The organism is Alteromonas sp. MmMcT2-5, assembly GCF_022348315.1.
GTDB lineage: Bacteria > Pseudomonadota > Gammaproteobacteria > Enterobacterales > Alteromonadaceae > Alteromonas > Alteromonas macleodii.
The window spans coordinates 43,858-64,964 of record NZ_JAKRFB010000011.1 but is presented as its reverse complement, the minus strand read 5'-3'; the positions used below and the strand labels follow the sequence as shown (position 1 = coordinate 64,964).

Annotated in this window: 15 protein-coding genes and 4 tRNA genes; 3 read left to right on the top strand and 16 right to left on the bottom strand. The window is 44.9% G+C overall.

What is annotated here, in order from left to right:
• The first annotated feature begins 31 nt into the window (after positions 1-31).
• Positions 32-1,378 carry a dicarboxylate/amino acid:cation symporter gene (locus MHN09_RS07280; protein ID WP_049589117.1) on the top strand — a complete coding sequence of 449 codons (1,347 nt, stop codon included), beginning with the start codon at positions 32-34 and terminating at the stop codon, positions 1,376-1,378.
• Positions 1,379-1,617: 239 nt separating this feature from the next.
• Here MHN09_RS07280 and MHN09_RS07275 read toward each other — a convergent pair whose 3' ends face one another.
• From MHN09_RS07275 to dnaQ, 9 genes are all read right to left on the bottom strand, one after another.
• On the bottom strand, positions 1,618-2,844 hold the full coding sequence (locus tag MHN09_RS07275) for a lipoprotein-releasing ABC transporter permease subunit (protein ID WP_239239918.1): 1,227 nt from the start codon (positions 2,842-2,844) through the stop codon (positions 1,618-1,620).
• A complete protein-coding gene (lolD, locus tag MHN09_RS07270) occupies positions 2,831-3,541 on the bottom strand; it encodes a lipoprotein-releasing ABC transporter ATP-binding protein LolD (RefSeq protein ID WP_061094835.1) in 711 nt (236 codons plus the stop codon). Before lolD ends, MHN09_RS07275 begins: the two co-directional genes overlap by 14 nt.
• A 101-nt stretch (positions 3,542-3,642) precedes the next feature.
• Positions 3,643-5,196 (bottom strand): EAL domain-containing protein, encoded by a 1,554-nt coding sequence (locus MHN09_RS07265; RefSeq protein ID WP_239239916.1) that lies wholly within the window; start codon positions 5,194-5,196, stop codon positions 3,643-3,645.
• Positions 5,197-5,514: 318 nt separating this feature from the next.
• Positions 5,515-5,591 (bottom strand) — tRNA-Asp (locus MHN09_RS07260).
• Between the two features lie 31 nt (positions 5,592-5,622).
• Positions 5,623-5,699: transfer RNA gene (locus MHN09_RS07255), tRNA-Asp, on the bottom strand.
• 30 nt (positions 5,700-5,729) lie between these two features.
• Positions 5,730-5,806 (bottom strand) — tRNA-Asp (locus MHN09_RS07250).
• Between the two features lie 30 nt (positions 5,807-5,836).
• A tRNA-Asp gene (locus tag MHN09_RS07245) sits at positions 5,837-5,913 on the bottom strand.
• A gap of 215 nt (positions 5,914-6,128) precedes the next feature.
• On the bottom strand, positions 6,129-7,619 hold the full coding sequence (locus MHN09_RS07240; RefSeq protein WP_049586552.1) for a TIGR03503 family protein: 1,491 nt from the start codon (positions 7,617-7,619) through the stop codon (positions 6,129-6,131).
• Positions 7,620-7,673: 54 nt separating this feature from the next.
• Positions 7,674-8,393 carry a DNA polymerase III subunit epsilon gene (dnaQ, locus tag MHN09_RS07235; RefSeq protein WP_075176405.1) on the bottom strand — a complete coding sequence of 240 codons (720 nt, stop codon included), beginning with the start codon at positions 8,391-8,393 and terminating at the stop codon, positions 7,674-7,676.
• A gap of 111 nt (positions 8,394-8,504) precedes the next feature.
• On the opposite strand from dnaQ, the gene rnhA reads away from it, so the two are divergent.
• On the top strand, positions 8,505-8,975 hold the full coding sequence (gene rnhA, locus MHN09_RS07230; protein WP_014979088.1) for a ribonuclease HI: 471 nt from the start codon (positions 8,505-8,507) through the stop codon (positions 8,973-8,975).
• Positions 8,976-8,997: 22 nt separating this feature from the next.
• On the opposite strand, the gene MHN09_RS07225 is transcribed toward rnhA, so the two are convergent.
• Positions 8,998-9,975, bottom strand: a complete 978-nt coding sequence (locus MHN09_RS07225; RefSeq protein WP_239239914.1) for an NAD(P)H-quinone oxidoreductase — start codon at positions 9,973-9,975, stop codon at positions 8,998-9,000.
• Between the two features lie 256 nt (positions 9,976-10,231).
• Between MHN09_RS07225 and MHN09_RS07220 the strand changes: the two genes are divergently transcribed.
• Positions 10,232-11,425, top strand: coding sequence for a class I SAM-dependent methyltransferase (locus tag MHN09_RS07220; RefSeq protein ID WP_239239911.1), 1,194 nt, complete (start codon positions 10,232-10,234; stop codon positions 11,423-11,425).
• A 100-nt stretch (positions 11,426-11,525) separates the two neighbouring features.
• Here MHN09_RS07220 and MHN09_RS07215 read toward each other — a convergent pair whose 3' ends face one another.
• The 6 genes from MHN09_RS07215 to MHN09_RS07190 all read right to left on the bottom strand — a co-directional run bounded on the left by MHN09_RS07215 (position 11,526) and on the right by MHN09_RS07190 (position 20,811).
• Positions 11,526-11,783: a DUF2061 domain-containing protein gene (locus tag MHN09_RS07215; RefSeq protein WP_014976293.1), complete on the bottom strand. Its 258-nt coding sequence runs from the start codon at positions 11,781-11,783 to the stop codon at positions 11,526-11,528.
• Positions 11,784-12,067: 284 nt separating this feature from the next.
• A complete protein-coding gene (locus MHN09_RS07210) occupies positions 12,068-12,370 on the bottom strand; it encodes a PilZ domain-containing protein (RefSeq protein WP_014949177.1) in 303 nt (100 codons plus the stop codon).
• Positions 12,371-12,627: 257 nt separating this feature from the next.
• A complete protein-coding gene (hrpA, locus tag MHN09_RS07205) occupies positions 12,628-16,623 on the bottom strand; it encodes an ATP-dependent RNA helicase HrpA (RefSeq protein ID WP_239239908.1) in 3,996 nt (1,331 codons plus the stop codon).
• A gap of 100 nt (positions 16,624-16,723) precedes the next feature.
• Positions 16,724-18,070: a Na+/H+ antiporter NhaC family protein gene (locus MHN09_RS07200; RefSeq protein WP_069944143.1), complete on the bottom strand. Its 1,347-nt coding sequence runs from the start codon at positions 18,068-18,070 to the stop codon at positions 16,724-16,726.
• A 391-nt stretch (positions 18,071-18,461) separates the two neighbouring features.
• Positions 18,462-19,811, bottom strand: a complete 1,350-nt coding sequence (locus MHN09_RS07195) for a helix-turn-helix transcriptional regulator (protein ID WP_239239906.1) — start codon at positions 19,809-19,811, stop codon at positions 18,462-18,464.
• A gap of 88 nt (positions 19,812-19,899) precedes the next feature.
• Positions 19,900-20,811: a diguanylate cyclase gene (locus MHN09_RS07190; RefSeq protein WP_239239904.1), complete on the bottom strand. Its 912-nt coding sequence runs from the start codon at positions 20,809-20,811 to the stop codon at positions 19,900-19,902.
• Positions 20,812-21,107: the final 296 nt, after the last annotated feature.

Here is a 21,107-nt window from a genome sequence, read left to right as displayed (position 1 = left end):
TTAAAAATATAAAAATGCACAGGGAACATTAATGTCTTCATCTGCACATAAATATAGTTTAACCGCCCGCATCTTTATCGGCATGGCTGCCGGTATCTTGACTGGTGTCTTTCTCCAATTATTGTTTGATGATAGCGGAGATTTTACGTTTTCGATATTCGGTTTAGCGTTCTCAACGTATAACATTCTTGTAGAAGGTATATTTTCCACTCTCGGCCAAATATTTATTGCCAGCTTAAAAATGCTTGTGGTTCCTCTTGTGTTTGTTTCCTTAATTTGCGGAACCAGCACACTGTCTGACCCTAGTAAATTGGGAAGACTTGGTGCAAAGTCAGTCGGACTCTATGTTGTCACAACCGCCATTGCCATAACACTAGCCATGAGTATAGCTTTAGTGGTGTCTCCGGGTGATGGGCTAAATCTAACAACAGAAACTACTTTCCAAGCGAAAGAGGCCCCTAGCCTGTCTGACGTTATCGTTAACATGTTCCCAAGCAACCCAATTAACTCAATGGCACAGGGCAACATGCTACAGATCATTGTGTTCGCCGTACTGTTTGGTATAGCTATGGCGATGACAGGTGATGCGGGCAAGCGTCTTACCGCTATCTTTGAAGATATTAATACGGTAATCATGCGTCTTGTAACCATCATCATGAACTTAGCGCCATACGGCGTGTACGTGTTGATGGCGAAACTCTTCTCCACTATTGGTGGCGAAACAATTCTGAGCCTGGCGAAATATTTCTTCTTAGTATTTGGCGTGTTAATCCTTCACGGCCTGGTAACCTACTCAGTGCTGCTAAAAGCTCTATCGGGATTAAACCCTGTTATCTTGATGAAGAAAATGCGTGACGCTGCGCTATTCGCATTTAGTACCTCAAGCAGTAGCGCTACCTTGCCCGTCACTATGGAAACGGCGAAAAACAAGCTTGGCGTAGGTAACTCGGTATCGTCGTTCACCCTGCCGCTAGGCGCAACAATTAACATGGACGGCACGGCCATAATGCAGGGTGTTGCCACGGTCTTTATTGCTCAGGTTTACGCTGTCGATTTAAGCCTTGGCGACTATATGATGGTAGTACTTACCGCCACCCTTGCTTCAATCGGAACCGCCGGTGTGCCAGGTGTGGGCCTTATCATGCTAGCTATGGTATTGCAGCAAGTGAACCTACCGGTTGAAGGGATCGCACTTATTATCGGTGTAGACAGACTGCTGGATATGACACGCACTGCGGTAAACATTACAGGCGACTGTATGGTGTCGTGCATTGTAGCTAAAAGCGAAGGAGCATTGGACGAAAGCGTTTATAACGATCCTAAAGCCGGTTTGAAGCAGGAAGATGTGGACTTCGAACATTTTGAAAAGAATAAATAACGACTACAAAAGCTTCTTTAGCTCGATTTACATATGAGTTTACAGAAGCAGTCGCATACTAAAAAGGCCAGCATCAATTGCTGGCCTTTTTAGTTAGTTTGTCCGTACTCTTTGTTGTGTCACCTTGATGTAGAACCACTATACCTGCGGTAACACGCCGCGATTACGAACATTTTAACTCTCGCTGAGTGGGTAATGATCTATGCTGACTGGTATTACTTACCCTATTGAGCTTAAAGTTAGTGAAGCGCTGATGAAGGTGATACTTTGGCTGCCTTTTGCGCTGGATAAATAGTAGCGCCCACACTCAAGAACATAGCAACAACCACGGTTACTACAACGTCTTGCCAATGTAGATCAGATGGTAGGAAATCGATGAAATATATATCGCCTGATAGAATTTCTATGCCTATCGCCACCTCAATAAAGCGAACAATCTCAGAGAGGTTAGGTGCTACCAGTAGCGCTAAAACCACACCTACAGTAATGCCTATAACGCCATTGATAACGCCCTGTAACACGAAGGTATTGCGAATTAAACGATCTGTCGCTCCCATGGTTTTTAATATTGCGATGGCAGCCTGTTTGTCTCTAACCGCCATAACCAGTGACGACACAATGTTAAAACAAGCAACGGCAATGACCAGCGTCAAGGCGATATACACCACAGCTCTAACTAGCTGAATATCGTTATACAAATGGCCCTGGGTACGTGTCCAGTCAGACATGTAAACAGCCTGAGGATAGCTGTAACCTATATCTCGCATCGTGTCGTAAGATGAAAATGGGTCGTTAAGTGTAAATTGAATTCCTTGTGACTTAGATGAAATACCAATAGCTTCAGACGCTGTTTCCAAGTGCATTAAACCCAGCTGGTTATCGAGTTCACCGCCAACAGATAGCACTCCAGAAATAGAAAGCGTAATTGAACGTGGGGCTTTGAAGGTTAGATCCTGAGTTGTTTGGGGAATGAGTATTTGAACAATGTCACCAATATTAAGGTCCATGGAAGCGAAAATACCCTTTCCTACAATGAGACCATTTTTCTGCGTCGAAAAACGTTGCCATTCGTCACTTGTGACTCTTTCAGCATATTTGTCGCTAACACTGTTAACCGGAATACCAGTAACGCTAATTGCCTTCAACTCCCCCTTTGACTGCAACATTCCGGTTATCCCTGTGTATGGCGTGACAGAGGCAATACGGCTATCTTGAGACAAACGATAGAGCCGCGCGTCTAAATTTTCTATCCCGCTTTCGCTCTTGCTATATAATTCACCATGAGGAACCACACTCAAAATACGACTTGTAAGCTCTTTTTCAAACCCGTTCATTACGCTCAGCAACACAATTAGTACAAAGCAACCAAGGGCAATCCCAATGGTGGATGACATCGAAATAAAAGAGATGAAACGCTGTTCTGAACGTGTTTTTCTGAAGCGTTGGGCCAATTCAAAGGCGAGCATCTTGGCTCTCCTTGAACAACGTATCGCTCGCTAATCTGCCGTCCTTTATCTTCAGCACCCTGTCCATTTTCCTAGCCAAGGTAATATCGTGGGTAACGACGACAAACGCTGTCCCTTTTTTATCACTTAAGCTAGTAAGCAGTTTATAAATTTGCTCACCCGTCGAGTCATCAAGATTTCCTGTAGGTTCGTCGGCCAGCACCACTGATGGCTCGGTAACTAAAGCTCGTGCTATTGCCACACGCTGTCGTTCACCGCCTGACATGGTCGATGGTAAATGGTCGACGCGGTGAGAAAGCCCAACTTCATCTAACATTTCACGAGCCTTGCCGTGGGCCAATTTGGTCGAGAGCCCTCTAATTCTTAGCGGCATTGCTACATTTTCTAACGCTGTGAATTCACCGAGCAAATGATGAAATTGATAGATAAAGCCCATTTCGTCATTGCGAAGCTTTGCTAATGCATTTCCAGATAATTGACCGAGTGATTTTCCATTGAATTCGACTTCGCCGCTAGAAGGTTTATCCAACCCTCCAAGAATATGTAAAAGGGTGCTTTTACCTGAGCCGGAGCTACCTAAAATAGCAACATGTTCGCCAGCTTTTATTGAAAGAGAGACATCGTGTAAAACGGGGGTAGCATTACTGCCATCTTGATAGGTTTTATTAATATTGCGGCAAATTAGCACGTCCTGCATGCGAGTATTCTTCTTTAATTTCCAGACGGTGAATGGTAGCGTTAAACGCTACCAACACCAACTGAAAAATAACAGCGCTAAAATGTAAATATCAATCCGTATTATTGTATGCCTTGAACGCTTTTGGCCAACGCATCCACCGACTGTGGCTTGCCAAATAACCACCCTTGACCAAAGCCGATGGTTAATCCTTTCAGTTCATTGCATTGATCAATGTTTTCGACCCCTTCTGCAATTAAATCAATATTAAGTCCTTCGGCAATGCTCACAATGTGAGGGATGAGCGATGAACGAATGCTGTTATCTTCCATATCCATAACAAAGCTGCGGTCAATTTTAAGGTAATCACAGTTTAGCGTTTTAAGCTGGCTTAAATTTGAATAACCCACTCCAAAGTCGTCAATTGCAAATAAGAAGCCTTTGCTCTTCAGCGACTTAATATGCTTCACCGCGCTATGAGTGGCGATTTGCTCATCTTCAGTGATCTCTAAAACTAACTTGAAGTTCTTTACGTTCATATCTAGTACAAAGTCTAGGTCCAAACAACCTTCGCGGGTAAAATCGAAGGGGAATAGATTAAACGATACCTTAAAGCCTTCGGGGATCTCTGGGTTTTCGTTGAGTTCTCTCATGGCGGTGGTAATCATATCAACCGTAAATTCCCAGGTCATATCCTGCTCTTTTACCTGAGGAATAAATTTGTCAGGGTAAATCGGCCCAAATTCATCCTCAAATCGACTCAATACTTCGCACCCAATGACCTTTCCCGATTCCAAATTTACAAAAGGTTGGTACAAGCAATAGAACTTATGTTCTTTTAGCCCTTTACTGACGCGAGACTCAAGTGAACGTCGTCGTCTTAAATAGTTAAAGGTAAGCATATGCGTAAACGCTGCTGTCATTATCATAGCAAACACGAACAACACCAGCTTGCCCATGTGCAAATCTAATACGCGACCGTGATCAGATTTCACTTTTAGGCAGGTATGATTGTAGCGTTCATCACACTGGATAAATTGTAAGGAAAAATAGCCAGTGTGTGCGTCCATGTCATCTTCGCTGAGGGTAGAACCGACAAGGCTAGGATTACCTGCCATATGATAAAACTGATCGCCATTGTAGAACAGTTGCCAATCTTGCGTGTAGCTGTAACCAATGACACTATCCATATCCAATACTGCGTTGTAACGTCCGCGCTGTACTATAGTACCAGTAGCTTGTTTATCGAAAAGCTGAAGAGGAGTATTAATCCAAAAAGCGTCGCCAAGCTGAGTATAAAAATCAGGCTTAACCTCTTTCATGGGCTCTTCTAGAATGTCCAAATAAGTACTGCACAATAGCTCGTTATTTTGATAAAAACCTATCTCTTTTACAAATCGAGAGCGAAACAAGGTTTTTCGCATTTCCGCTAAGTTATCCATTCCACAGGTTTGATACGGCAGCGCATTTAGGTAATCGAGCGTGATCTCAGCATCTCTAAATACTACGCGCACATTATCTAGTATTTCTGTAGCGCGACTCTCCTCTTGTTCTCGAATAAACACAAACATAACGATAGCGAGTAATAGGGTCACACCCACTACGCTTAGCAATGACACCCCAATTGCTTTTACATTATCAGCAAGAAAGTACTGTTTTTGGTCGCTTTTATTCATGGTTTCCGTGTTTTTTAGCGTGAGCGACCTAACTTTAGTACAAATTAAAAAAAAGACACTACGACTTTAGGGCATGTTACTGTTTGTTGGATGTTTTTTTACTTTATAGAAGACTATTAATCGAAGAGGAATAATGTTTCTAGTGTCACATTGTGCAATTGGGAAATGGAGCAATTTCTTGAATGGCTAAATGACAAGGGGGTAAGAATAAATAAAGTGCGATTGCGAGAACAGCAATTTTAACGACAGAGTAAAAAGAGAGCTTTTTGAATGTCCCCAGAAGGGGGAATTATCTAAGAAGGAAAAGCTTATCATTAATGGCGGAGCGGACGGGACTCGAACCCGCGACCCCCGGCGTGACAGGCCGGTATTCTAACCAACTGAACTACCGCTCCGCATAATGGGAAGCGCGCTTTATTCGATTAATGGCGGAGCGGACGGGACTCGAACCCGCGACCCCCGGCGTGACAGGCCGGTATTCTAACCAACTGAACTACCGCTCCACATAATCGAGATTGCGCTGTATAACTAAATGGCGGAGCGGACGGGACTCGAACCCGCGACCCCCGGCGTGACAGGCCGGTATTCTAACCAACTGAACTACCGCTCCGAAGACCTTTTAGTTATACCATTGAAAGAGTGGCGGAGCGGACGGGACTCGAACCCGCGACCCCCGGCGTGACAGGCCGGTATTCTAACCAACTGAACTACCGCTCCACATCTTCAATGTTATCAGTGAGTTGACTTGGCTGTTGTTGCCCTGTCCCCTGACTGCGGCGCAGATAATACGTATTCCCCTATGTGGAGTCAACGCTTTTTATTAATAAAATTGTCATCTGCGGTTTGTTTGCCTGTTAAATAGGCATTATGTCGAAATAAAATTCAAACTGAACAAATTAGCGACGCCTTAAACTGAAGCGCTGGTCTCCCTGCTATTCCTTTTCAGCTTTTTCACGCTTTTTGAATAGCCCTAGCAGTTTTTTAAACCCCTTAGGTTCAGATTCCATAGTAAGGTCAGCATCGGTGGTTTCTCCCGATGGCTTTGCAGTGCTATTTGCTTGCTTAGGCGCAGACGCCTTTTTTCGCATAATAATAATTACAGCAGCAGCGATTACTCCGATGAGCACTATAGACCCATTTACGGCCACCAGAATGAGGGTTAGCGTCCCATCATCCATTTCATCTTCTACCGAATTTGGCTGCATATCGTCTTGTGGCACTTCAGGTTGCGTTATTAAGGGTGCACTGCCATCAACGATAGGATCTTTTCCATTGATTAAAGGGTCTTCAACCTCAGGCTCGGCTGGTCCCTCTGCCACAAAACTATATTCAGGGACATCTAATATAAAATCGCGCCCATCCATTGTCGTGCCGTAAGCAGTGAGCTTTACCCTAAAAATTCCTTCTTCGTAGGCGACAATTAAGTGCTCTCGAGGATCCACACCGCCTTCTGTTAGCGAAAAATTCTGCATATCGGAATTAGGAAACTTCACTTTGCCATCGACTAGCAGTGACTCGATGTCGACTAATTCACGGTCTACATCAATAATAATTTTATGATAGCCCTCTCCGCCTCCATCCATTTCAACATCAATAGACACGGGATTTTCATGTAAGACGATAAGTTCGCCTATTTGCTCGCGGGTGTACATTGGTGTGCTTACGCGAAAAATAGGCTTCCATTCACCAGCCGGTATTTTCAAGTTGAACTGGCCAGTAAAAACGCCATCTCCTGGTCGCTCATCCATCCCTCGCCCATCGTCTTTAAATGTCGCTATGCGCTGGTCATTTGTACCAAAGTTGCCGTAGTTAGGGTTATTGGTACTCTTAAACTCAATCTCTAAGTCGACGACATCTCTGAACTGTTTGTTTTCTATAGGCTTGCCGTTGTTGGTTAAATAGGCTGTGGATTTAAGTATTTCGCCGGCAAACAGCACATTCGGTAACGGCTCAGCATGAAGTTCAACATTAGACAAAACCATTACACGGCTTTGCGGTAATACTTGACCTACAGCTTGCCAAGGCCCTGGCACAGGATCTTTGATGGTGATCATGTCAAAGGTATCAGCGTCGTACCACTGCACCTTTTCTTCGTCGACGCGCCCTTGAAAGAGCTTTGAACCATCGGGTCTAACCAGCACCACAGGGGCAGAACCGTACTCCCTAAAGAAAACCATGGTGATTTCTTTAACGTTATAGTCAACGCGAAAGCGGTTTTGTAACAGTTGAATGGAGTTGGTGTATTCATCACCAAGCTCTGTAAGAGGAGATGTATCTATTGTTGTGTTGCTTGATTGAGCATTTTGTACAGCACTATCAGCAAGCTGCCTTGCAGCGTCGCGTTCGTCTTCTTGCGACTGAGCGCCAGCGCTTAAGTGTATAAACAATGATAAAAAAATTACCCAATAAAACCACACTCTCACGCTACGCTGCTCCTGCATTGTTTGGCTATTTTAGTTCTGTTTGATTATGTTCTGCTAAGACACCTCTTCAGGCTGAGGACGCCATAAACATTTGCCACCCGCTTTTTCGACAATATCCAAGCGGGCCTCATGCTGTGTTATCTCATCGGCGGTAGCTTTAATAACCTTTAATTTATTTGCACTTCGCTGAATCCTGCGAATTGCCGTGGAGTCTGCGTCGCTGCCCGAACTAGATGCCAATTTTAGCTTAGTTTGCCCACCGGTCATCAACAGATAAACATCTGCCAGGATTTCCGCATCCAGCAAAGCGCCGTGAAGGGTACGATGACTATTGTCTATACCATAACGCTTACACAATGCATCAAGGTTGTTCTTTTGGCCTGGGTGCATTTGGCGAGCAAGAGTAAGTGTATCGAGAACATCGCAAATTTGGTTAGTAATAACGCCTTTGGTAGACGCTTCCATGCCAAACTCGTGATCCATAAACCCAACGTCGAAAGGCGCATTGTGAATGACTAACTGTGCCCCTTTGATAAAGCTCACAAACTCCTGAGCCACTTGAGAAAAGGTAGGCTTGTCGGCAAGAAATTCATTGGTTATACCGTGGACTTCAATTGCCTCTTGTTCAATGTGACGGCCCGGATTGATGTAAACGTGAAAGTGATTCCCCGTCAATCGGCGGTTAACAACTTCAACACACCCTATTTCGATAATGCGGTGGCCTTCTTTGGGGTCAATACCTGTGGTTTCAGTATCGAGAACAATTTGGCGCATGGAACCTCTACTATAATTACACTTTCATTTTTTGATAGTATATCAACCCCTTCGCAAACCGCTAAGGGAAAAGATAATATAAATTAAGCCAGTTAAATCAAAGGAAACGCTGTGGCTCAAAAGACCATTCATATATACACCGACGGCTCGTGCTTAGGCAACCCTGGACCGGGCGGGTACGGAGCTGTACTGATTTACAAGCAGCATAGGAAAGAGTTGAGCGACGGCTTTGCCCACACAACTAATAACCGTATGGAACTATTAGCCCCTATCGAAGCGCTTAATAGTTTAAACGAACCGTGCAACGTTGAATTAACTACCGACAGCCAGTACGTAAAAAATGGTATTAATCAGTGGATCCATAACTGGCGCAAGAACGGTTGGCGCACGGCAGATAAAAAACCCGTCAAGAACGCAGATTTGTGGAAGCGACTAGATGAAGCGGTAAAAAAGCATCAGGTAAACTGGCATTGGGTAAAAGGCCATTCGGGGCACCCTGAAAATGAGCGCTGTGACGACCTGGCCCGCAATGCGGCAGAAGCCAATCCAACGAAACCCGACGAAGGCTTCGTTGGCAATTAGGTAAGCTTACTGCAAAGCTCATTTACCAAGAAAGAACCAACTTGCCCTGCGTATCGTTGTTTTCCAAACGCACGTGGGGTTCGCCGATATCTTCAATGCTATAGTGAGTATCGATATTTACCCTAAGCTCTTTATTCTCAAAAGCGGGCAAGCATACGGTAGTAAAGTCACGAATTAGATCAGCTTTATAATCGTCGCTTCGATTTCTAAGTGTCGTGCCAATAATGGACGCCCTTTTACCTAACAGCATAGCCATATCGAGGTTATCAGCATATCTCCCTGCCAGCATCGCTAAGTAAACCACTTTTCCATCTTGCTTCAGTATTTTAAGGTTACGGTTGAGGTAGTCGCCACCTACCATATCAAGCACCATATCAACCCCTTCAGGCCAGACTTTTTTAAGCACATCATCAAACTGTTGCTGCTTATAATTGATAAGATGCTCTGCGCCATTGCTTTCACACAACGAAAGCTTATCTTGACTTGAAGCCGTTACCGCACTGTGTACGCCCCAATATCGACAAAGTTGCGTGGCAGCCAGCCCTACACCGCTTGCACCGCCATGAATTAACGCCCGTTCAGCCGGCTTTACATGCGCGATTGTGCGCAAACACTGAAATGCCGTAAGAAACACTTCGGCCAAACCCGCGGCTTCAAAATACGGCATGCCTTTGGGGATGGGCATTAAATGGGCTGGATTAACCATCACTTCAGTGGCATAGCCGCCACCTGCAACCAAACCAAATACTTCGTCACCTTCTTTAAATGCAGTAACGTCACTGGCAACCTCTGACACCACACCGGCTACCTCTAATCCAAGAATATCGCTCTCGCCTGGTGGAGGTGGGTAATTCCCTTGGCGTTGTAAGGTATCCGCACGATTCACCCCAAACGCTTTTACGTCAACTTTTACTTTACCTGGTGCTAGCGACAGCCCTTCACATTCCTTTACAACAAGTTCGCTTGGGCCGCATCCTTTTTCAAAATCGACATATCGCATAATTTACATCCAATCCTAGTCTTAAATTCTAATCGTAATTTGGCTACGTACTTTTATATCAAACAGTTTGGGTTTGTTTTGTGTTTATACCAGTCCGGATAGAGCATTTTAACTCTCGCTGAGTGGGTAATGATCTATGCAGATTGGTATTATTAACACAGAACTTATGAAATTGCGTATAATCGCGACCATTCTCATAAGCGAGTAAAATCGCTTAACTCTGTTTCACATTTATTAAATTAGTACGAGAGCCTTCATGTCAGCACAGGTCATATTACAGCCATCCAGAGACAAATCACTTCGCCGCAAACACCCTTGGGTATTCGAAAGCGCTGTGGCTGAACTAAAGGGCCGCGCGCGAGTTGGCGATACGGTAGACGTATTTGACTCTGAAGGCGACTGGTTAGGGCGAGGCGCTTACTCTCCAAATTCAAAAATTCGCGTTCGTATGTGGACATTCAAAAAAGACGAAAGCATTGATAATGGCTTTTTCCTACGTCGTTTAGAAACTGCACTAGCCCTTCGCAAACGCTTGTTTGACCCAAACAAAACCAACGCGTTTCGCTGGATAGCGTCTGAAAGTGATGGCCTTCCAGGGATCACTATAGACCTATACGACAACGTTGCAGTACTTCAGCTTTTGAGCGCGGGCGCCGAAAAACACAGAGATAAGATAGTGTGGGCAATTACTAAGCTAATGCCTAATGTACACATATACGAGCGAAGCGACGTGGACGTGCGCAAGAAAGAAGGTTTAGAGCCTGTAACTGGTGTACTGCATGGTGAACCACCTATGCAAGTTACAGTAAAAGAAAACGGCATCAACATAGTGGTTGATATCGAGAACGGCCATAAAACCGGTTTTTACCTAGATCAGCGAGACAGTCGCGCGGCGGCTGCACACTACGCGAAAGATGCCGACGTACTCAACTGTTTTAGCTACACAGGTACGTTTTCTTGCTACGCACTTGCTGGCGGTGCTAAATCAGTGACTAACGTTGATGTATCTCAGCCTGCTCTTGATTTGGCTAAGCACCATGTAGCCATCAATGGTTTAGACGAAAACAAAGCAAATTACGTAAACCAAGACGTGTTTAAGGCACTCAGGGAGTATCACGAGCAGGGCAAACAGTTTGACATGGTGATACTCGACCCGCCAAAGTTTGTCGACAGCAAGGCAACATTAAACCGTGCTGCCCGCGGCTATAAAGACATTAATATGTACGGCATACATGCTGTTAAATCTGGTGGGCTGCTGCTTACATTTAGCTGCTCTGGCCTTATGCCGGCAGATTTATTCCAGAAAGTTGTGGCAGACGCTGCACTTGATGCAGGTCGTACTATCAAAATTATCGCAAGGCTTAATCAAGCCTCAGATCATCCTATCATTGGCAGCTATCCAGAAGGCTATTACTTGAAAGGTCTAGTGTGTGAAGTCACCGACGACTAGCTATTAAAAAAGCGCCCTTGTTGATGTATAGGGCGCTTAACGAAATCAATTGAGCTAACATTACGTTGTGCGAAAAGCTTACGAAGGTAAATCCATTCCCCTAAGATGCAAAGGTTATCTCATTGTTAGAAAAGCGACTTGATAACTGTTGTGAACTGTCATCTGATTGTTCCTTAACAACACCCTCTTTTTCTTCAACTTTCTTCCACACCATCTCGTGAAAATAAAACGCCACGGTATTAATGGCTGGCTCAACCAACGCTACGGCACCGCCTACTACCACACTTCCTGTCAGTAAGTAGGCAACCGTAAAGGCCACTGAAAAGTGCATCACTGCAAAGGTCATCGTCTTTTTCATAGTCATCGCTCTCTCAAAGTATTAAATCAGTTTGCTTTCGCATTAATGAGAATTATTAGCAATTAAGACTGAGAGTTAAAATAGAAAAAACTGAACGGCCTATTCGGTTTAGTATATGAAAGCTGAAAGACTGTTTTCAAACCACAACGGGCTGGTCAACATAGGAGCGTAAAGAAAGAAGCAACACCGCGAGGACGTCATTGCTGTAGACCCTGACGCTTTGTGTTTTTTAGTTAGACACGAAAAGGCGAAGCTTTTACCCCGCCCTAAAACGTTAGATTAGACTATTTCATCTGAGAAATTTCGACGCCTATAATGCAGCTTGACTCGGATTCAGGTTCACAGCGCACAACAGTCGCTAATGCTGCCAAAGATGGGATTTGCGAACTAGATGACTCTATTGCAACACTCACTTGTGTACCCACCTCAATTGAGGGTTCATCGACTTCCAAAGACATACCTGTAGCACTGATATCTCTACACATTGCCTGCATGGTGCGGCTCGACTCATCATCAGTAATTTGCAACTGACAAGGCGAATTTACCATCATCCTGAAAAAATTTCGCTTATCGTCGTATCCCAACATGTCTACTTCTCCTGATTTTTAGCGTTACGCTGACGACTACATCTGATGTTATAGGGCGATGCCGGTAACTTGTCAATCGAACTGTATAATATTTATTCAACAATTATTAAAAGTGTACTTTGGTCTAATTTCGACTACCTTCCCACTTAAATCAACGACTCAGCCGTTTCTGCCCGCTGTTTTGTTTGCGATAACAAATATGTGCCCTCATGCCCTAGCCTAGCTCATTGATGCTACCTTACACCTAACGCCCTTTTTTAAAAGTCAGCGAGGTGCAAAGTGATACGCTTAGCCGAAATCGGGTAAGCCGTCCCAAGCTGCTGCGCAAACAACGAAACCCGTAATTCTTCTATCATCCAGCGCACATCATTAAGAGCTTGAGGTACTTTACCTTTGGGGTATTTGCTGCACGCCTTTTCCCATTCTTTAATCGACTTTTCTACCGTGACCTGATGCATTCTGTCTTTGTTGGGATCAATGGGGAGCTTCTCTAGCCGACGAGCTAAACCTTTAATGTAACGATTCCAATCATCTAATCTGCTCTCGCCAATTTCAGAAACAAAACCAGGAAAAACTAACGATGCCAAGTGGGCTTTACAGTCACCTAAGGCGTTTATCATCGTCAGCGGCACGTTACCTTTCATTTGCTTCTGGCACTGGTGCGCAAGGGTAAGCCCCTGCTCCACTTGCGTGGCAATTTCTAACACCCTGTCATTAATGTTTGCACGAGCAATCTCTAAACAGGCCTCAAAATCGGCTTTGCTGCGAATGTCGGTGTTATTGGTTTTGCAGTAATCACTGACAATGGCGTCGATACCCGCAAAAATACAGTCATCAATTAGCGCCTTCACTTGTCCAAATGGGTTGAAATACAAACCCAGTTTGGCTTTATTAGGTAATTTGCTTTGCAAATAATTAAGGGGCGACGGCATGGCGTTTTTAATCAATACATTCACGCCTTGCTTGTGCAGCACTTGGGCTTTATCCGCTTCTTCAATTAGCGCAATATCTACCTTATCGCCCTTTTGAACCAGAGCCGGGAACGCCTGAACTTCAAACCCACCAACTTTCTGCACAAAAGTTTCTGGCAAGCTTTCGAAATCCCACTGTTCGATGTTATTTCGCTCTAATTCCGGTGTTGCGGCTTTCTCAAAGGTTTGCTTCACCTGCCCTGCACACTGCTGTTTAAGCGCGTGCAGGTCGTCACCTTTGGCAATATCATCACCATTGTCATTAACTACTGCAAAGTGCATTTTTAAATGCTTATCAAGCTGATCTAAATTCCACTCTTCGCTTTCAATAATAACGCCTGTCATTTTGCGTAACTTATCGGTTACAGCTTCAAGCAAAGGCACCGGACGGTTGTTCTTATCTGTTTCACAGATATCAGCAAGGCATGCTTCAGCAAAGTTTGGCGCAGGCACAAAGTTACGACGCAAGCGTTTTGGCAAGGTTTTAATTAACCCCACAATAAGGTCGTGCCTTAGTCCCGGCACCAGCCAATCAAAACCTACGTTATCAACTTGATTAAGCACAGGCAGCGGGATGACAACAGTTACGCCATCGTCTTCAGCGTTAGGTTCGAAGTTATAGCGAAGCGGCAGCGTAATATTGCCTTGGCGCCATACATCAGGAAATGCGTTTGCTACCGATTGCCCAGGCTGCTGACGATATACGTCTTCTTCTTTAAACGTTAAACTGTCGTTGCTTCCGTGTTGCTTAAACCATTTCTTAAACGCCGCATCATTATTGGCTTCAACCGGAATGCGCTTCGCGTAAAAGCTTACCAGTTCTTCATCATCGACTATCAAATCGCGACGACGGGTCTTTTGTTCAAACTCGTCAGCCTGCTCAAGCAGCGCCTGATTTTCCTGTAAGAAACTGTAATTGAGCTTAGTATTGCCCTCGACTAACGCTTCGCGGATAAATAGCTCGTGGCAAATTGGCGGATCGATGAGGCTATAAACCTTCGCACGCTTCATTACTATGGGTAGCCCGAACAAGGTTACTTTTTCAAAGGCAATCACCGCACCGCGCTTTTTAGACCAATGTGGCTCTGAATAGCTTCTTTGCACAACATGCTCGGCCAAAGGCTCTACCCATGTTGGGTCTATTTTTGCCACCATACGAGCAAATAGCTTAGAGGTTTCTACAAGCTCAGCTGCCATTACCCATTTGGGCTGAGACTTTGATAGCCCTGAACCAGGGAAAATAAGAAAGCGCGAATTACGAGAACCCATATACTCGCGCTCTTTATCTTTAAAGCCCATGTGAGACAGCAAGCCGCTGGCGATGGCTTGGTGAATAGCCTGATAGTCGGCTTCTTGCTTTGAGATGCCAAAGCCCAGCTCAGCAATAGATTTTTTGAGCTGGCTAACAATGTCCTGCCACTCACGCATACGTAAATAGTTGATGAAATTTTGCTTACACCATTTGCGCAATTGGTTTTGACTGAGTGCGTTTTGCTGCTCTCTAAACGCCACCCACAAGTTGTAAAGACTGATAAAGTCAGAATCTTTATCGTGGTATTCGCTGTGCTTCTCGTCTGCTTGCTGGCGTTTTTCCTGTGGGCGCTCTCGCGGATCCTGAATTGAAAGCCCCGCTGCAATCACCATTACTTCGCTAAGCGCATTAGTACGCTCGGCTTCAATCACCATACGCGCATAGCGAGGGTCGATAGGCAAACGTGCTACTTGACGACCTAATGGAGTAAGCTGCATCTTGCCGCTTTGCTTGGTTTTTCGGTTATCTTTGCCTTTCGCGATAGCTTGAATTTCTTCAAGTAAACGGAAACCGTCGTTGATATTGCGGTTATCAGGCGGCTGAACAAATGGAAAAGCAGCGATATCGCCTAACCCTAAAGCAAGCATTTGCAAAATAACCGACGCTAAGTTGGTTCGCAGGATCTCTGGGTCAGTAAATTCTGGGCGGCCTAAATAGTCTTCTTCACTATAAAGACGAATACAAATACCGTCAGACACACGGCCGCATCGCCCCGCACGCTGATTCGCTGACGCTTGAGAGATGGGCTCAATAGGTAAACGCTGTACTTTACTTCTAGCGCTGTAGCGTGAAATACGGGCAAAGCCCGGGTCAATGACGTATTTAATGCCAGGCACCGTAAGCGAGGTCTCTGCCACGTTGGTGGCAAGTACAATGCGCCTACCGCTGTGAGACTGAAATATGCGGTTTTGCTCTGCCGCCGACAACCTCGCATACAGCGGAACAATTTCAGTATTGCGATAATGCTGTTTGCTCAAGGCATCTTGGGTGTCGCGTATCTCGCGCTCCCCGCTTAAAAACACTAAGATATCGCCTGGCGCTTCACGCATTAGCTCGTCGACAGCATTTACGATGGCATCGCTTTGATCAATATCGTCATCATTGTCTTCTGGCGCGTGGTAGCGAATTTCTACCGGATAGGTACGTCCGCTCACTTCGATAATAGGCGCATTATTAAAATGCTTAGAGAATCGCTCTGGGTCGATAGTAGCTGATGTTATGATGAGTTTTAAATCAGGGCGCTTATCTAAAAGCTGACGCAAATAGCCTAACAAAAAGTCGATATTAAGGCTTCGCTCGTGGGCTTCATCGATGATGATAGTATCGTATTGATTTAAAAAGCGGTCTTGCTGCATTTCAGCTAGCAGCATACCGTCGGTCATAAGCTTAACGTAGCTTCGCTCGCTTACCTGATCGCTAAAGCGAATTTTAAAACCCACCTTGTCGCCAAGCGGCGTGTTGAGCTCTTCGGCTATACGGGTGGCTACACTTCGCGCCGCTAATCGTCTTGGCTGGGTGTGGGCTATCATGCCGTGTACACCGCGACCTAACTCTAAGCATATCTTAGGTAGCTGCGTAGTTTTACCCGACCCAGTCTCACCTGCAACAATTACCACTTGGTTATTCGCAATCGCTTCTTTGATATCTTCTTTTTTATCGCTAACTGGCAGCGGTGGGTATTCAACTTTGGGTAGGTTGTCTTTACGCCAGTTACGCTTTTCTACCGATGCATCGATGTCGCCTTCGAGCTTTTCAAACTGCGCTTTTAAACTATCTTCGCTAACTGCGCTGTCACGTTTTGAAGCTTTGGGATTAGCAGCTTTTTTCTCCCCGCCTTTTCCTTCAACACCAGAATTATCATTCACTTTTTGTGCAAGCTGCGTAATGCGGCGCTTCAAGCGAAATTTATCTGCGCTCAAACAATCATCTAGTTTGTTGTAAAGAGGTTTTATTGCAAGTGGTGAAGACAAAGTGACATCCTAAAGCGTGTTTCTAATCATCAATAAAATTCGGGCGGTGATCCTAGAAGATACCGCCCTAAAAAGCCAGCGTGTTAAGCGTTACGAGAATTTAAGCGCTTTGGGTTAATTCATCGTCTTGGGGCGTTTTAAAACGGGGAAAACCGAACCAAATGGCCGCCACACCAAACACGAAAATCAGCATGGGATACCAGCAGTACGGTGTAATAGCTAACGGTGAAATACCTACTACGGCCGCGGCACTTAAAAGCTGCGCACCGTAAGGGACTAAACCTTGGAAACTGCACGAAAAGATATCCAAAAGTGATGCGGTACGACGAGGGTCAACACCGTATTTTTCATTTAAGTCTTTAGCAATTGGACCTGCGGTAACAATCGCAATAGTGTTGTTCGCCGTTGTAATGTCCAAAAAGCTAACCAAACCAGCAATACTGAACTCAGCGCCTTTCTTTGACGTGACCTTACGAGTTAAGCGCTCGATTAACCATGTTATACCGCCGTTAGCGTGCATAAGCGCCACAATACCGCCTATGGTTATAGCGATCATCGCTAAGTCTTGCATCCAGCCCATCCCTTTTTGGATGCTCTGCATCATTGAAAGTGGCGTAAAGCTGCCTTGTAGCAAGCCTACTACGCAGGCACTGGCAATACCCACTGCAAGTACGCTAATGACGTTAAACCCTGTTAGCGCAAAAGCGATAATGCACAAGTAAGGCACTATGCGCCAAAAATCGTAGCTGCCGCCTTCAACGATGCCAGAAGTATCAACTTCTACCATAAGCAGCAACGCCATGGTGACGATGCATGCCGGCACAGCAACCATTAAGTTTGCCTTGAACTTGTCTTTTAGCTGAACGCCTTGGGTACGGGTTGCGGCAATGGTGGTGTCTGAAACAAACGAGAGGTTATCACCGAACATTGCGCCCCCCACCACAATACCCAGCGCCATTTCCACCGGCAGTCCTAAACTTGTGGCAAGACCTGCACCTATGGGCGAGAGCGCGGTAATGGTGCCCATGGACGTGCCCATTGAAAATGATATGAAACAGCAAATTAAAAAGAGGCCTGGCAATATAAGTGCGGAAGGCACAAATTGTAGTGCCATATTGACCGTGGCATCCCGAGCGCCAATATCAATAGTCACCGCATAAAATGCACCAGCTAACAAGAATATAAGCACTAGAAGAATAATGTTTTTATCACCGCCGCCTTTACAAAACGTTTGTACTTTTTCAGAAAAGCTGACCTTTTTCCCTTTCGGATTTAAACATAGGCCATACCCAGCGCTGATAAAAAACGCAACCAAAATAGGCATCGCAGTGATGTCGTTTGTAGTAATGCCGGTTACCACAACAAGGATCACAAAAAGCAAAATAGGCGTTAAACCTAGCGGGTTAGGTGCAATAGAATTTGGTGCAATGTCTTTATTTTCGTGCACAGAAAACTCTCTTTTTGGGTTTTATTGCCTGCTAGCAACAGTTTAAAGGCTACGCGGAAAAGCCACCTGCCGGTTGCGAATGCGTAAGAAAAAGCTTCAACGAAACCATATTTTGACGGTCTTGAACGGTGAAAAGCTAAAGCTGCAAAGGATAAAAGGTTTTTAAAGCATTGAAAAGAAATTTACTTTCCAATAATTAACCCAACTGCACTGTGCCAGACGCTACGATTAGATTTCGAGTTATTAAAGGAGTGAAGCTACAACCATTTAGCCGTAGAACGCGACTGCCGCCTAGCTTTTTTTCATAGCAGTGTTGCATAAATGTTTGGCATAAGTGTGTGGCATAGCTCTGTTACGTAGAAATATGGACAGGCGCTATCAGTCATTCACGTTAAATTCTAAGCTCGCTAGGGGTTTTACCTGTAAGCCGTTTTACCGTTCGTCGAAAGTTAGGTAAATCGTTAATGCCCATTGCATTGGCCGCCGTCTCGTTACTCACTTTGTGCACCGAAAGAAGTAAAAGTGCATGATTGCGCTGTACTTCCTCGCAGAGCGCGCGATAGCTAGTGCCGTACTCTTTTAGTTTCCGCTTTAGCGTAGCCACACTGACGTTTAAGGTTTCCGCTAATTCAGGTAGTCCGATATTTGCTGCCTGTGTGTTGGAGGATGCATAAACATAACGCCTCACAAAATCAGGCAAAGACAAGCGATTTTGCAATTCAATAGAAGCCCCTTCTTTTGTTTGCGTTGCGCTGTTACTAACGACACCTTCCAGAGAAACATGTGATTCAGCAGAACAATCCGACTGAGCTATTAGCTCCAAAGGTTGGCGTAATACGTCTTTCTCAATGCAAATACTGCTAAAAACGCTATTAAACGATAACTTAAGCCCAAGGTGGGTTTCGTAATCAGCAATATTTCTTGGTCGACTATCGGTAAAAGAGAAAGATAAACGAATTCGCTTATTCGCTATACTTTTCATAAGTGCAACAACGCTTGCGAATGCCACTTCAATGGAGAACTGAAGCTGTTTGCTGCTTACCCCTGTAAACTGAGGCACTAACATTATTTGGTCTGCGTTTTCAAAACGCTGAAACTGACAGAGCGGTAGGCTACACCACCGGTATGTTTGGCGTTGAGTCAGCTGTAAAAGTAGCTGCTCTACATTTTCACATGCTTTGAGCGCATTAAGTGGACTAGATAGCCACTGCGAGGCGAAAGCGCCTCCGAGCAAAAAACTAACGTCGCCGCCTCTCGCCTGGCTTTGAACATTCACTAACAGCGATGAATATTGATTTATGCTTAATAGTGATTGGTGTTGCAACGCATCTTCAAAAATACCTGTACCGCGCAAGAGCTTATTTTTATTCGCGCCACGAGAGAGCGCCACATTAAGTGCTGCCCTCACTAACCAATACCCAACTATTACTTTATCTTGGCTAGACATCACTACATCAGCACTACCAGCACTATCGATGACACCCATGTCTAGCTCATTAGCGTCATCTTTTGCAGTGACACCCATGTTAAGCATATCAGCATCGCTTTTTACAGAGACACCCATGCCAAGCGCTTCAGCATCATCTTTTAGAGAGACACCCATGCCAAGCGCTTTAGCATCATCTTTTAGAGAGACACCCACTCCAGAAAGACGAGTTGAATGACGGTACTCAGCACCTGCAATTGCAGCTTCGTCCTCAGAGTCTCGTAGTGCGTTTAGTCTTGGTAACATTAAATCCATAAGTTACTCGTTGCAGGCATCTTCATTCATCTTCACCGGTTACCCCTACCAATTACTATCGCCAAATACACTGACCAAACCGGCCTAATTACGCTGCGCTACCATGGGCACGCTCAAGTTCTAAGAGCATGGTGTTAAGCACTGTCGGAAGGCGTTGGTTAGGTAACAAAGTCACTTGAGTACTGCGAGCGGTGGTGTAAATAGCGTTTGCATTTTGGCTGTGTCTAAACGCAAGGTGCTGAATGCTCACTTTGATATCGTTGAGAATAACGTCAGCCTGCATGGGCGAGACGTCTGGCATCAAAATAGCAAACCTATCACCGGCATAGCGGCACGCTAAATCTTGCTGACGCAAATTCATAATCACCAATTGCGCAATATCGTGCAGATACCTATCGCCTTCTGTATACCCATGTTTTTGGTTGAACAAAGAAAAGTTATTGATATCGATAATGGCGATGACAGCTGACTTGCCAGACTGCTGTAATTTATTAATTTGTGTTTTCCAATATTCTGCGCGGTAAAGCTGAGTGATGGGATCGATAGCATCGTGATCGCGAAAGTCCCATTCTCTGCGTCGTAATTGCAAATTTAACGCGCGCTGCTCTAGATGCCACTGATACAGTGCCGCGGTCATTACTACCATACCCACAGCCGCAGGATAAGACTCAATCATGCTTAGCCAATAAGCCTCTTCAGGATAATGAAAAAACTCATCCAAGAAATCTAAACTGACTGAAAATAGAAAGAAGCCGAGTCCTACCGTGAGAAGGCTCGTTACTTTACCTGGAGGACGGCTGGCAAGCGCAGCTAGCATCCACGCCAAGGTTAAAAAAGCAATGCTTCCCTCCCCCACAATATCGAGGCCTGATATCACCGTGCTTTCTTTTGCATCGCCAAACATAAAAGCTAAACAAACCGCCAACGCCACTACGCAAAATGTAAATGCTAGCCAAAGCTTGTGATGTCTAAATTGTGTTGAATTTGTAAAGGTAAACATAGTGCTCTCTTTGGAAATCTCTTGAATTGGATACATCACGCGTTAGTCCGGCCGGCGCCAGCGTTTATAACAAAACGAGAGTCTTGCCCAAATTTGATGAAACTGTCGAGGGTCAGTTTGGCTCAGCAATGTGACATCTTGATGGCAGCGAACTTTAGGAGCATAAAAAAGACACACAAACCAAACAAAATCAGTAATTTAAGCAAGGGTCAATTTAGCTCAGCCAATTGCAAATAGGCGACAATTACCGATTGTGTACCGCTTGTTCCATCAAATCGTCATATAACTGTCATGCA

Excerpts from the sequence above, each read along its gene's own strand:
- MHN09_RS07220 (WP_239239911.1), top strand. The coding sequence starts at position 10,232 with ATGTCAGCACAGGTCATATTACAGCCATCCAGAGACAAATCACTTCGC.
- MHN09_RS07210 (WP_014949177.1), bottom strand. The coding sequence starts at position 12,370 with ATGTTGGGATACGACGATAAGCGAAATTTTTTCAGGATGATGGTAAAT.
- MHN09_RS07225 (WP_239239914.1), bottom strand. The coding sequence starts at position 9,975 with ATGCGATATGTCGATTTTGAAAAAGGATGCGGCCCAAGCGAACTTGTT.
- dnaQ (WP_075176405.1), bottom strand. The coding sequence starts at position 8,393 with ATGCGCCAAATTGTTCTCGATACTGAAACCACAGGTATTGACCCCAAA.
- MHN09_RS07265 (WP_239239916.1), bottom strand. The coding sequence starts at position 5,196 with ATGAATAAAAGCGACCAAAAACAGTACTTTCTTGCTGATAATGTAAAA.
- MHN09_RS07190 (WP_239239904.1), bottom strand. The coding sequence starts at position 20,811 with ATGTTTACCTTTACAAATTCAACACAATTTAGACATCACAAGCTTTGG.
- MHN09_RS07195 (WP_239239906.1), bottom strand. The coding sequence starts at position 19,811 with ATGGATTTAATGTTACCAAGACTAAACGCACTACGAGACTCTGAGGAC.
- MHN09_RS07280 (WP_049589117.1), top strand. The coding sequence starts at position 32 with ATGTCTTCATCTGCACATAAATATAGTTTAACCGCCCGCATCTTTATC.
- lolD (WP_061094835.1), bottom strand. The coding sequence starts at position 3,541 with ATGCAGGACGTGCTAATTTGCCGCAATATTAATAAAACCTATCAAGAT.
- MHN09_RS07275 (WP_239239918.1), bottom strand. The coding sequence starts at position 2,844 with ATGCTCGCCTTTGAATTGGCCCAACGCTTCAGAAAAACACGTTCAGAA.
- MHN09_RS07215 (WP_014976293.1), bottom strand. The coding sequence starts at position 11,783 with ATGAAAAAGACGATGACCTTTGCAGTGATGCACTTTTCAGTGGCCTTT.